Origin of the sequence: Methanooceanicella nereidis (genome assembly GCF_021023085.1) — an archaeon.
Classification (GTDB): domain Archaea; phylum Halobacteriota; class Methanocellia; order Methanocellales; family Methanocellaceae; genus Methanooceanicella; species Methanooceanicella nereidis.
In genome coordinates this window covers 33782-46986 of record NZ_PGCK01000007.1, presented here as the reverse complement: position 1 = coordinate 46986, position 13205 = coordinate 33782, and the positions used below count along the sequence as shown (strand labels likewise).

Genomic DNA, 13205 nt, shown 5'->3' with positions numbered 1-13205 from the left:
AATCTGTGGTATTAAGTGTATAGTTAATAAATTATAAATTTATTTTGACTTTTTACCATAAATAAACTGTTTATTTGGAGTATTTTTAATTTCGGAAGTTAATTTATTATAGTACCTTGCGACAACGCATGCATCTGTGCAGCGGCCGCACTGGTCACAGCGGTTTGAGTCTACCTTAACGTGTTTATCCAGCTTGACGGCCCTTCTGGGGCATGCTTTTACACAGATACCGCACCTTGTGCACATGGCTGCGCGCAATACCTGTTTGACAGTGTCCTCAAAAAGCCTCTGGGCATACATCTTATCGTCCGAGGATGCATAAACCTGGCCGGCTGCGAATAATTTGCTTGTGCCCCGGGCTGCCTTGACCAGAGTCACGTCCAGGTCTTCAGAGTATACGGGCGAGCCGATGGTTTTTAGCATCTCTAAAACATGCTCGACAGGGGCGCGTTCTGGCAGGCGGAGCACGCCTTCGATGCTAAAGCCTCCGCTGACGCACGGACTTATGCCCCGTATGATCTTCAATGACATGCTGTCCCCGGTAGCCTCAGCCTTTAAGCTTATGCCCTTTTCCTTTGCGATGTTCAGCATCTTATTCGGATGGGATTTCCATCTCCAGAACCCCAGGTCCACATATTCTCTGGAAAGCCCCGACCTACCCGCCCATTCGTAAAGCTTATCCTGCCATTCCTCGAATTTATCCGGGTGTATCTCTTTCATTCTCACATATTCTGCCTGAAGCGCCGCAGGACATAGCCAGCAGCCTATCCTTTCAAAGCCCATATCGTAAAGTTCGTTATATGGCAGCTTTTCAAGATGTATGTACAGCCATACCTCGATAGCCCTCCAGTCCTTTATCGGGAAGATGCCCATCTGGCCCGGCACGAATGGATTTCGCTCTATTGTGCCTATGTTGCCGCGCTGGAAGGATTCGTAGCGGCGTTTACCGTCGATGGTTATACAGCCCTTTTTACGTTCGGACAATATCCTGGTTATCGGGCCGAGCTTACAGACCTTACAGCACCATCTGAAGTCCTTTGCAGGAGGACCGAATGCCGGGAAATTTTCCTGGAAAGCATTGCCGGCCTTTTCTATCTGGATGTTTATTCCGTTTGAGGCTGCAAAATCCTCGACGAATTTTACGGTTTCCGGAAATTCCAGGCCTGTGTCTATGAAAAATGTCTCGTAGTTCTTAACGGCTTTTCGGGTAAGGTTCAAGACGACCAGGCTATCTTTACCTCCGCTGAACGATACGGTGACGGGAAGCTCGCGGTTCTTTCCCTGGCAGGTTATTCCCTTCAGGATATTGACAGCGTCCTTTTCCATCGCCCTTATCCTTGACCGGTTAGCGTTGACCGCATCCTGTATATCACTAGCCTTATCGTTCAATATGACATTGTTGCTGCTGATCTTCCTGATCTTTATAGTGTTTTCGGAAGGGTCCTTCAGGCCATCGCTGTCTGTCCTTGCCACGCCGTAGCCGTTAAATGTGTCGCTGACACGGAGCAGTATAATATCATCCTTTTTAATATCGGGCGAGGCCGACACGACAGACCTTCCGCTAACGCCTTTGCCATTCAGGTGCTTTCCTCTCGGAACGTCTAAGACCACAGTCTTTGCGTTCGTCAATGGCATCAGGATCTTTGCTCCCTCAAGCCTGAGGTCAAGCTTATAACATGAGTCCTTCAGGTCATATGAAACGACAGCAATGGTATGGCCGTCAATTATCACTTCGTCAGTCTTATCGTCCCCGGGGATCTTATTTAAAAGTATTAATCGGCCCTTTACAGGATCGCACCCATATGTGCCTGTAAAAAGATCCCTGATAAGTTCTCTTTCGTAAGGGGAACAGAAGCGTACATCCCCGGGAGGGGACAAAAGTACCTTCCTGCCAGTACCTTTGCACGTATCACAGTTTTCTGATATTAATGGCACATTACACCCGTCGCACCAGAAAATATGGTCGAGGGCGTTCTCGAAAGGTCTCCTCCCGCTCATCCTGTAGTAAAGTAACGCGGTTAAGCTAAATACCTTATGCGAGGTGCCTTAGATATCTATCCCTGATATGATCAGCGTCATAAAAAATGGCATCAGGTATGTCAAATCATTCAGGCATTATATATTAGATAATAATTGGTCGCTATCTTAACGAAAGTGCTTATTGATTTACGCAATATGAATGTATAATAGTTAAATTATATTATATCGATAATATAATTGTTAAGCTATAAGACCCCCATAATTAAGAGGAATATGCTTTTCCACGGAGGTGATGTTTGAAACCTAAAGCAGTTGCCCGAAATAAAAGACTTTTTCCTCCATTAAGATTTTGCTCTTATTTTTTTATTTCTTATAAAACAAGTGTCGCAAAAGCATTTTTATAATATCTTTAATAATGGATTATTATTGTATATGATCCAGTCAAGGTGTTATTATCATGGCCGTCATCACGCAAAAATTCTCCCTTGAGACGCAGGGAAAAAGCCAGATGATAGACATTACATCCCACGTCCAGGGCATCGTCTCTTCCGCAAATGTATCCAATGGCATAGTCACCGTATTCGTTCCGGGAAGCACGGCTTCGGTAACTACGATAGAATATGAGCCCGGGCTAATTAAAGACTTCCCGCGCGCGCTCGAAAAGATCGCGCCGTCGAACGCAAGCTATGACCATGACATGACATGGGGTGACGGGAACGGACATTCACATGTACGCGCCTCGCTGATGGGGCCGGGCATCGTTGTGCCGTTCCAGGATAAGCGCCTGATGCTGGGAACGTGGCAGCAGATCGTTCTGCTGGATTTTGACGTCAGGCCCAGGAACAGGCAGCTAGTAGTACAGGTCATGGGAGAATGATCCGGGAGCATAGTATTATTCAACCGCTTAGTAACCACAAAGGGGCACAAAGGCTGCAAGGAATACTAAACTGCTAACCACAAAGCGCACAAAGGCAAACAAGGAACATTAAACTTTTTTAAAATATTTGCTAACCTTCTAAAAAAGTCCTTTGTGTACCTTAATCGCCTTCGTGCGCTTCGTGGTTAACAAAATTAGTGTACCTTAATCGCCTTCGTGCGCTTCGTGGTATACTTGCGCTATCTTTTTTGTCGTCCCGTATAATAAAAAGTATCACTCGATGATATTCCCGCTCTTGCCTCCGCTGCCTATCCTCATCATTGTCCCGAAGAGGTCATTAGCGTCTTTAAGGTACTTCCTGACCGTGCTGGCAGGCTTTTCTCTTCCAGATTCATCATATATGCGCACAGCCTCGTTATACGCGGCTATGGCATTATCGCATGCAGAGATCGCCTCCTGGTACCTCTTTTCTCTGAAACATATATCGGCGATGGTCATATAAGTAAGGCCTATGCTGGTCTTAATTGATGCGAGGTCATTTGAAGTGCTTATTTTTGAATAAGCGGACATCGAGTCAGTATAGGAGTCCAGGGCTTGATGCGCATGTTTTAGCGCCTCTTCGAACATCCTTGATTTCGAGTATATCTCGCTTATGACGGTGTGTGCAAGGCCGAGATTGGACATAATACTTGCGTGATCCTCTGCTGACCGGTTCAAAGTAAAAAACTGTACAGGAAGGGAATAGGAGGATATTGCGCTTCGGGCCGAGCTTATCGCCTCATCGAATTTCCGTATCTTAAAGTATTCATCGGCCAGCATAGTATAAGCATAGCCCGAGTTTGCCAGTATCAGGGAATGGTCCCATTTCGATATTCCGGGAGTGACCAGGTCAGATGCTTCCGAAAAAGCCGACACGGCGCTTTTATAGCTTTTGATCGGGTTTCGGATCTTGGCCATTGCAATAAAGGCTTTGCCGAGCTCATTCTTTATAAAAGCCTGGTCTAACGGGCTTGCGATACCGTTTTTCAAAGATAACGCCTCGGTAAGGCGGGCGATGGATATACTGGCACTGGACTCATCGCTTTCAAGTTCCGCAGCCATGCGGTATATCCTGCCGGAAACAAATAGCGCGTCTATAAGTTCGTCAGAATGCTGGCTTTCCCCGTAAGCCGCCACAGCTTTCTCGGACATTTTCATAGCAAGCTCAAGGCATTCGCGCTTTCCCGTAGAGTCATATAATGATGCGTATGTGCTGGCAAGCTTTATCTGTACCCTGGGGACCTGTTCGCCCATATTCGATTCGCACGATAAGTATATCGCACCCATACCCCGGAGCGCAAGCGACGATACTCCGGGCTTACCGGATCGTTTTGTTATTTCTGATAACCGGTCTATGACCATCCTGACGACTGTAATGTTACCGTCTTTTGCCGCGTTTATGCCTGCTTCCGCAAGTAAGCCGGCCATGCCCGATGCAAGAGCGATAGACCGTGGGTCGTCCGACTTAGCGTCAATGCAAGTATCCTTTAGATCATCAAGAGCGAGTTCAAGCGTTATACTATCCCCGGAAGTGGAAAGGCGAGCAAGCTGCGAAAGGAGACGGGTCTCTATCGTCCCCCTGTAAACTTGCTTTAACATAGAAAGGTCTTCAAGAGAGCATTCTTCTCCGGAACCCAGATACTCGCTTTTCATATCGCGGATAAATGCTTTGATGTTCTGCAGCGAGCTCATGCCCTTTATGATGAGGATGGTCAAAGGCATAAGCGAAATTACCCCGATGGCAGATAAAGCAATAGCGATGTCAACTTCCATACCTTCGCTAAAAAATCCAGGTTTAAATGAAAGCTGGCATCCTATAAATATGATCGGAGAAAGCATCACTATGACGAATAAAATGAATTTCAAGGAGCCGAATATACTGGCCTGGACACCTATCCCTTTAGCGGATGATATTCGCCATGATAGTATTATTGCGATAAAAGATAAACAGAAAATGAGGATATCGCATATCAGTAGAGTATTTAAAAGAGCGTTAGCTTCAGCCGGGTCCAGGGAGGTCCTGAACGTATACATCTCATAGACGGATACGGCGAGCAAGCCGCCCAAAACTGTTATGACAAATGCTTCGCGGAAATTTAGAAGAGTGGTCGATGAAACGATCCCGTTATAGTATCCTCTGGCATCCTCTAATATTCGCATATTAATAAAATTAAATTAAATATATTTAATACTTATTATATAATTAATTAGTTTTTATTGAATTATGTTATAGACGCCTGGACATATAAGGCCCGTCATAGCCATATCCAAGCTTCATGTAATACTTTCTTGCGCCGACGCCGCTGATGACCGCGATCTTTCCGTATCCTGCCTCGCGGGACAGCTCTTCGGCCTTTCTTAAAAGATCAAGCCCGTAGCCCTTGTGCTGCCATGATTCGCCTTTTTCTCCTATGGGTACCATTTTTCCATATACATGGAGTTCCCTGACTATCGCGGCGTTCTGTAATTCGGGGCGATGCGGCTTACAGGGGAACCTGAGCCTTAAAAAGCCGATCAGAGCGTCTATGTTGCGGTCCTCGAAGGAAATAAAATGCTCCGTTCCGCCGCAGACACTGGACCTTTCAATATCCATCACGATGGACCCAGGGTCGGCTTTATACCCTTTTAACAATTTATGCCCTATCTCCCTGCATCTTATACACCTGCATTTTTTGCCTTCGCTTTTCAGGATTTCCTCTGATATCTGCCTTATGTTACTTTTCACGACGCCGTCGACTATATGCTTGACAGGTATATCGCGCTGTATGCGCTGCAGCCTGACCCACTTAGGAAGCGATTCCTTTATACCCGCTATCAGCCTGGCCGCCTCTTCGCTGGAATATGGCTTATACTCCCCTCTCTCCCACATTTCGTATAGCCTCGTCCCCTGCGTGACCAGAGTGGGATATATCTTTAAATAGTCCGGGCAAAAACGCTCGTCCTTAAAAAGGTCCCTGAACATATGAAGGTCCCTTTCAAAGCTCGAACCGGGCAGTCCCGGCATCATATGGAACCCGACCTTAAATCCTGAGTCCCTGAGGGCGCGGTTCGCCTCGGCAGTATCAGCCACAGTATGTCCCCTTTCGATCCTTTTTAGTATAAAATCATAGATCGACTGTACTCCGACCTCGACCTTTGTGCCGCCCATGTTCAGCATTCTATCGATATGATGCTCTTTACACCAGTCAGGCCTCGTCTCGAACGTCATCGCCACGTTCCTCACTGCTGCGTCCTCGTTGATCTTCTGCGCATCCTCGATAAAGCCCGTATGTTCCACAGGCCCGGGCAGGCCGAAATCGTTCATCGCCTCGAAACACCTGCGGACGAACCATTCCTGATAATCTATCGACCGGGCGGTCATCGTGCCGCCCATGATTATAAGCTCTACCTTATCAAGCTCATGGCCGATCTGTTTTAACTGGGTCAGCCTGGCAGTGACCTGCCTGTAGGGGTCGTAATTCTCCTGTATGGCCCTTAACGCGGCAGGCTCGGCGCCCGTATAGCTTTGCGGGGAGTTAAATACCGAATCGACTCCGCCCGGGCATGGTATGCATTTTCCATGCGGGCACTTATAAGGAGACGTCATGACTGCCACGACCGCGACGCCGGATATCGTCCTGACAGGCCGCTTTTGGAGCAGGCTAATGATAGTCTCCCGCTCAATGTCTGTCGCTGCCGCAAGTATATCAGAATTTCTGGGAAGCTTGGGAAGATGATACGCAATGCTAACCTGTTTCTTTGCGCTGTTAAGACCATCCTGAGTCGTCACATCCCCGGAAATAATTAGTTCCACAAGTTCCCGGCAGGCTATTTGCATCTCGTTCATGTCCTGTACCATTAACATCCTGTTAGATATTCTATTTTTCCATATGCATCTGACGCTAAAAGATACATAAATCTAAGTCTTAGTGCATGCCATATAATCTAAATATCAACAAAAGATATATGAATAAATAAACGACCTTCAAATAGGAGAGAGAAAAATCTCATATAGTGGTGCAAGACAATGAAAAATTTCCATGCGAGATGTATCATAATCATTTTAGCTGTTCTATTGTGCCTGTCAGGCGTATTTGCCGCCATGGCACAGGAGAGTGATCCATCCTCTACGGTGATAAGGGTCGAGGTCGAGCCGAATGGAGACGCGCTGTGGATAACAGAAAAATCGATACCATTGAACACCCAGGATGATATTGACGCATGGGACCTTAGTGCATCCTATGGCACTGAGCAATATCGTGTGGATTTTGAAAAGCGCATGAAAGAGTACGTGGATAAGATCAGTAACTATACCGGCAGGAAGATGACGGTAAAGAACGTTAACGTCACGCTTGATAAGACGCAGCCTTATGCGATAATCGGTAATTATTCAGTCACTTACGGAGTGCTGAAATATGAGTTCGTATGGACAGGGTTCGCGCTTGTCGAAAATGATATGATCGAGATCGGGGACGCTTTTGTGGACGGCTTTTTATTAAGCCGTAATGATTCGTTAAAGTTCATATTGCCACAGGGATACGATATAACACATGTCTCGCCACAATGTGACGAATTTAAGGATACGTACCGCCCCCAGTTGATCTGGAACGGTAATTCGAAAAATAACACCAACTCAATGATAAGGCTATTTTCAACGGAAGAGCCGTCCATCACTATGCGTAATAAAGTATCGCCATCTGTTTTCAGCTTTGACTGGTGGGTATTGATACCCGTGGCACTGATATTCTGCGCCGCCGGATTCGGTTCCGCTTATATGTTATTCCGTGGGAAAAGAAAACCCATCGTCGTCGAGATACCAGAAATAGAAGACAGGCATTTCGATCACGACTATAACGATTCCCGGGAAGAAGAGGAAACCCCGGCAACGGTAAGCCCGATAGATAACGAGAGATATATGTCGGATGAAGAGAAGATCATTAAATATCTCGAAGAATCGGGAGGGCAAATGTTCCAGTCAGACCTGGTCAAAAAGACGGCATTTTCTAAGTCGAAGCTCAGCATGGTGCTTTCCGACCTTAAGGAAAAGGGTGTCATCATCAAGATAAAGAAAGGAAAAGAAAATCTCATCAGGCTAAACAGGAATTCTGATGAGCCTGAAAAAGAGTAAAAATATATCATACACAGGCCTGATTAAGATATACGGAATAAAATACAGGACGATCTTATTATTTATTGTTTATAGCTCAGGAAATGATAGAAATGACAGATAACGATTTATCAAAACTGGCATTCGATGAGCCTATCCTGATGGTGGGCGAAAGTTATCATAATGCCAACATGTATTATGTGACCGGTTTTCTTGCGCCGGACATGTTCGCATATATCCGTGCCGGCGGCAAGGAATACATATTAGTGTCCCGGATGGAGTTTGAAAGGGCAAGAAAAGAATCAAAGGTCGAAAATATCTTATCACTGGATGATCACGGGTACACTGAAAGGCTTCAGCAGACTAAAAACCCCGACAGGGCATACTGTGATACAGTATCGTCAGTACTATCAGGGATGGGTATAAAAAGCCTGAAAGTGCCTAAGGACTTCCCGGTATTCATGGCAGATGATCTCAGGGGAAGAGGGTTTGAGATCGACGTAGCCCCTAAATTATTCGAAAAGAACAGAGAGGTCAAGACAGCGGAAGAGATAGAGAAGATCAGGCACGCCCAGGATGTCAACGAAAAGGCAATGCAAAGGGCCATCGATATCATAAAAAGTTCCGAGACCAGAGGTAATTCCCTGTACTTTGACGGAGAGCCGCTGACGTCCGAAAGGCTGCAGCGTGAGATAGAGCTGATTTTCATCAAGAACGGCTGCGATGCGAACGATACGATCGTAGCCGCAGGCCCGAGATCGGCGGACCCGCATTATGCGGGAGAAGGTGTCATCGGCCCGAATCAATTGATAGTCATCGACATATTCCCGTATAGTAAGAAAGAGCGATATTTCGCTGATATGACAAGGACAGTGGTCAAAGGCCGGCCTACCCAGGAAATGCTCAACATGTACAATGTCGTCCTGGAAGCCCAGGATAGAGCCCTAAAAGCCATAAAGGCAGGTGTTACCGGGAAAGAGATCAACGACATGGTAAGCGATTGTTTTGAAAGGCACGGCTATGGTACGCTTAGGCAGAGATCTAAGACAGGTTTTATCCATTCGACCGGACATGGTGTCGGGCTCGAGATACATGAAGGCCCGGGGATCAGCGATGCTGGTACCGAGCCGCTGGTACCGGGTAATGTCGTGACGGTTGAGCCCGGGCTATATGATCCCGAAATTGGAGGCGTCAGGATCGAGGACATAGTGGTCGTGACGGAAAAGGGATGTGAAAATCTGACAAAGTTCCCGAAGTTTCTGGTGGTTTGAATATCATGGTCGACGATAGCGTAATAGAAAAATACAGGCAGGCAGGCGCCATACTTAGCGAAGTTAGAAAAGAAGCGGCATTGATGGTTAAAAAGGACGTAAGGATATTGGACGTCGCGGAGGCCATAGAGGCGAACATTGTCAGGAAGGGCGGTAAACCGGCTTTCCCGGTGAATATATCCATGAACGAGGCTGCGGCGCATGACACGGCCGCGCCCGACGACGAGAGAGTATTCGGCGAGGACATGGTGAAACTGGACATAGGCGTGCATATTGACGGCTATATAGCAGATACCGCCATCACCATTGACCTTTCCGGTAACCCGGATATAGTAAAAGCATCCGAGGCCGCGCTGGAAGAAGCCATAAAGGTAGTAAAAGCGGGCGTTTCCACCGAAGTGATCGGGGAGATCATCGAGGAGACTATAACGGGCTATGGAATGAAGCCTATAACGAACCTTACGGGACACGGGCTTGACAGGTATGTGCAGCATGCTCCTCCGCCCATACCCAATAAAAAAATAAGCCAGGGCCATATATTGACTGCAGGCCAGGTCATCGCCATAGAGCCTTTTGCCACTAACGGTCTCGGGCTTGTCATGGAGGGTCAGTCGGCCGAGATATTTGGCGTTTCAAGAGTAAAGCCTGTGCGTATGCCAGCCGAGAGAGACCTGTTAAAGTCCATAGAAAAATTCCAGGGCCTTCCCTTTGCCAGAAGATGGCTTTCGGACATAAAAAGGCTCGATACGACGCTATACTCATTAATGAGACAGGGCATTATACACTCTTATCCGGTCCTGATCGAGCATGATAAAGGTCTGGTGTCCCAGGCAGAGCATACAATGATCGTGACCGAGGACGGCTGCGAGGTCACTACTCGTTAAAACCATATTTTTTTTATTTATTTTCGCCATATATAGTTTATAAACTTTTAATTTATTAATCTCCTTCACTATACGACCGTAAAGAGGAGGTAATATAGTGTCGAAACTGGACAAAAGAGTTAAACGCATTTCACGGACCGATGCTTTTTTGAACCTTAGCAAGGTCGAAAGACAAAAATTCGAGAACGCCGTGGAGCATGCCGAGTCCTTAGAACAGCTGCCGGACAGGTTCAGGAATATCATACTGTCGGGCGAAAGAGAGCTGCAGGGATATTAAATTTTTTAATGTGACAGGATCGGGCATATAATGCAAATTTAGAAAACGGTTTTTATCTCGTTGATAGAAAGATCTATAAGACCTTCTATAGTTTTATTTCGCATCTTCCAGCCATGCCCGTTTTACTATGATCTTGCCGGAATGGATCTTCCAGTCCTTTTCATAATCCACACATATACGCTGCCTCATATGCGGGCCATATAGTACGACGGACTCATACTCTCCGCCCTCGCCGGCGACATGTATCCCGTAACGGTCATGCAGCCTGTCGAGTGCGTCCAGAGCTTTTTCATCGAGTATCCTGCCCAGCCACCTCTCGTCAAGTCCCTCCGCATAACATCCCGCTATCATGATCTCAAAGCCCTCGTCAACCATTTCTCGAACCATATCCCGCGGGTTTTTATGCCAGATCGGAGAAAATGACTTTATGCCTATATCCTCGCATATCTGGTCAAGCCTCCTCCGCTGGTATTCGGACGCCAGGGCGCCTGATACTATGCCGTCCACATTGAGGCTTGCGAGAGTATCCCGGAGCGGTATCAGTTCGACCTCCCTTTCCGGCGGAGTGACGACTTCCACAAGAGGGATGCCGATAGAACTTGCTGCAAGCCTTGTAAGCTCTATGGCAGGTACATGGTACATGTAAGACTCCTGAGATCGCGAGAACACTGTAACAAGATGGGTCACATCCCATCCGAAATGACGGGCACAGAACAGTGCATAGTTCGAGTCCTTGCCCCCGGAAAATAGCGCTGCTATTCTCATCCTAATAGCTCCGCCGCTGCCTCCATAAATTCCTCCTTGACCTCTCCCTCGTCAAAAGTGAGTATATTGCGATCTTTCATTATCAGCCGGTCATCGACTATCATGTCGGTGACTGTGCCGCCCGAATATACCAGGTTGGCAATGAGGTCGTGATGCGGCAGCATCCGGAAATCGTCAAGCTCTACAAAAGCAAGGTCTTTGCTTCCCGCTGTCGCTATGCCCATCATAGTATAGGCGTTTGCCACGGTTGCATCCCACCTGTGAGACTTCTGCAGCAGGGAGCCGAATTTCATCTCCTGCATCATGTCAAGCGAATTATTGCTCGATACGCCGTCGGTCCCCAGCATTACGGGAACGCCTGCGCTAAGAAGCTCTGGCAAGGGCATGACGCCACCGGAAGCCAGTTTCATATTGGATGCAGGGCAATGGACGACAGAAGCGCCGCTATCGGCCAGTATCTTTATCTCCATTTTCGTAAGCCAGGACGCGTGAAATAGTATCGTGTTTTTATCGAGAAGCCCTGCGCTTTCCAGGTATTCGACTGGCCACATACCGGTCTTTTTATGACAGTCAACACATTCTTTTCTAGTCTCGGAGATATGTGTCGTCCACCTGACACCATATCTTTTTGCAAGTTCCTTTGATCTTATTAACACGTCTTCTGAGCAGGTATATATCGAGTGAGGCGCGATACAGAGATCTACCCTGCCGCTCCTGCGGTCTTTTAACCGCTGTTCAGTGATGTTAAGCGCGTCATATGCGTCTTTATAATATGCAGTCCCGAAATCGGTGATAGGCGTACCGAGAAGGCCTCTGATCCCCGATCTCTCGACAGCTCTCGCCACTTCATCAGTAAAATAGTACATGTCTATGAAGGATGACGTGCCGGTCTTGATCATTTCCAGCAATCCGAACATTGCGCCCTTATACACTATATCGGCTGTCAGCCTTTTTTCCATCGGGAATATGGTCCTGTTAAGCCAGTCATGCAGTTTCTCGCCCTCTCCTGCGCCTCTCATAAGCGTCATCGGAAGGTGAGTGTGACCGTTGTGGAAAGCGTGAAAGGCAAATTTCCCGGAGGCGTCGAACTCCTCGTCCGAAAGGCCATGCCTGAAGTCGCCTTTTTTTATGTTCTGGCCGTCATAGTATGTGGCGTTCTTAATGAGCATACACTAAAGCCTAAAGGATTCATGAATAATATATTTTTACCTGGTTTGAGCACGGCCATTAAAAAAGAGTATGAAAACCATGAATAAAAAAATTCATGGATCAGCTTTGTCTTACGATAGTATGGCCTGCGTCGGCCAATACTTTTACTGCATTATCCAGGTCATACCCTTTGACCATGATATGGTCAGTATCATAAGATGAAAATACGAAAATGCTTACCCCTGCTGATGCTAGCGGCATGGCCAGCGAGGCAAGTATACCCGTAAGCGAGAAATCTAGCGGCCCCTGGACCTTTAAACATCTCCAGCCCTTATTGTACTTCACTCCCTCCGGGATGTTTCTCTGAGGACAGACTACGGAGAGTTCGTCATATGTCTTTGTCACGGAATAAAATTCGCTTCCTATCACCCATTCAGGTATCGGCGTACCCTTCGGAAAGGTGCATATGGCGAATGTTTCATCCAGGATCGATAGTGATAGTTTCATTTGTCAATACCCATAATATGGTGTACGCAATAGTAGATAAATATAATCGGCCATTCTGGTAGAAAATAATAAGCAGGCGACGCTTGCTCGATAGTTTTAATCCATGCCTGCCTTAGCACTTCTCCTCTTGAGAAGCACGATATCCCGCCAGATGCCATTCAGCTTTCCAGGGCGTTCCCTCCTGCCCGCCTCGCGGAAACCGCACTTTTTATGCAGTGATACACTGGCGACGTTCTCCGGGAATATGCCTGCCTGAAGAGTCTATATCCCGTGACGCTCGGAGATATTGATCAGAGAATCCGGCAACATGGAACCGATCCCCATACCGCGAAATTCACTTCAGACTATATGCTGATCTCGACTACGCAGG

The 13205-nt window shown here is 47.0% G+C and carries 11 protein-coding genes; 5 read left to right on the top strand and 6 right to left on the bottom strand.

Annotated features, from left to right (window positions below; all coding sequences use genetic code 11):
* Positions 1 to 39: 39 nt before the first annotated feature.
* A complete protein-coding gene (locus CUJ83_RS09200) occupies positions 40 to 1998 on the bottom strand; it encodes a phosphoadenosine phosphosulfate reductase domain-containing protein (protein ID WP_230742009.1) in 1959 nt (652 codons plus the stop codon).
* A gap of 439 nt (positions 1999 to 2437) precedes the next feature.
* On the opposite strand from CUJ83_RS09200, the gene CUJ83_RS09195 reads away from it, so the two are divergent.
* A complete protein-coding gene (locus tag CUJ83_RS09195; RefSeq protein ID WP_230742008.1) occupies positions 2438 to 2857 on the top strand; it encodes a secondary thiamine-phosphate synthase enzyme YjbQ in 420 nt (139 codons plus the stop codon).
* Positions 2858 to 3130: 273 nt separating this feature from the next.
* Here CUJ83_RS09195 and CUJ83_RS09190 read toward each other — a convergent pair whose 3' ends face one another.
* Together CUJ83_RS09190 and CUJ83_RS09185 are read right to left on the bottom strand one after the other, a co-directional pair.
* Entirely contained in the window at positions 3131 to 5056 is a 1926-nt protein-coding gene (locus tag CUJ83_RS09190; protein WP_230742007.1) for a tetratricopeptide repeat protein, read from the bottom strand.
* A 67-nt stretch (positions 5057 to 5123) separates the two neighbouring features.
* Positions 5124 to 6722, bottom strand: a complete 1599-nt coding sequence (locus tag CUJ83_RS09185) for a tRNA uridine(34) 5-carboxymethylaminomethyl modification radical SAM/GNAT enzyme Elp3 (RefSeq protein ID WP_230742006.1) — start codon at positions 6720 to 6722, stop codon at positions 5124 to 5126.
* 180 nt (positions 6723 to 6902) lie between these two features.
* Here CUJ83_RS09185 and CUJ83_RS09180 point away from each other — a divergent pair, with 180 nt between their 5' ends.
* The 4 genes from CUJ83_RS09180 (at position 6903) to CUJ83_RS09165 (ending at position 10414) form a co-directional block, all read left to right on the top strand.
* Positions 6903 to 8003, top strand: a complete 1101-nt coding sequence (locus CUJ83_RS09180; protein WP_230742005.1) for a DUF7345 domain-containing protein — start codon at positions 6903 to 6905, stop codon at positions 8001 to 8003.
* 92 nt (positions 8004 to 8095) lie between these two features.
* Complete coding sequence (locus CUJ83_RS09175; protein WP_230742004.1) at positions 8096 to 9253, top strand: M24 family metallopeptidase; 1158 nt, start codon at positions 8096 to 8098, stop codon at positions 9251 to 9253.
* Between the two features lie 5 nt (positions 9254 to 9258).
* On the top strand, positions 9259 to 10137 hold the full coding sequence (map, locus tag CUJ83_RS09170; protein ID WP_230742003.1) for a type II methionyl aminopeptidase: 879 nt from the start codon (positions 9259 to 9261) through the stop codon (positions 10135 to 10137).
* A gap of 97 nt (positions 10138 to 10234) precedes the next feature.
* Positions 10235 to 10414 carry a hypothetical protein gene (locus CUJ83_RS09165; RefSeq protein ID WP_230742002.1) on the top strand — a complete coding sequence of 60 codons (180 nt, stop codon included), beginning with the start codon at positions 10235 to 10237 and terminating at the stop codon, positions 10412 to 10414.
* Between the two features lie 93 nt (positions 10415 to 10507).
* On the opposite strand, the gene CUJ83_RS09160 is transcribed toward CUJ83_RS09165, so the two are convergent.
* The 3 genes from CUJ83_RS09160 to CUJ83_RS09150 all read right to left on the bottom strand — a co-directional run bounded on the left by CUJ83_RS09160 (position 10508) and on the right by CUJ83_RS09150 (position 12835).
* Entirely contained in the window at positions 10508 to 11179 is a 672-nt protein-coding gene (locus tag CUJ83_RS09160) for a diphthine--ammonia ligase (RefSeq protein ID WP_230742001.1), read from the bottom strand.
* Positions 11176 to 12348, bottom strand: coding sequence for an amidohydrolase (locus tag CUJ83_RS09155; protein ID WP_230742000.1), 1173 nt, complete (start codon positions 12346 to 12348; stop codon positions 11176 to 11178). The genes CUJ83_RS09160 and CUJ83_RS09155 overlap by 4 nt, the downstream gene beginning before the upstream one ends.
* 100 nt (positions 12349 to 12448) lie before the next feature.
* A complete protein-coding gene (locus CUJ83_RS09150; RefSeq protein WP_230741999.1) occupies positions 12449 to 12835 on the bottom strand; it encodes an ACT domain-containing protein in 387 nt (128 codons plus the stop codon).
* Positions 12836 to 13205 lie beyond the last annotated feature (370 nt).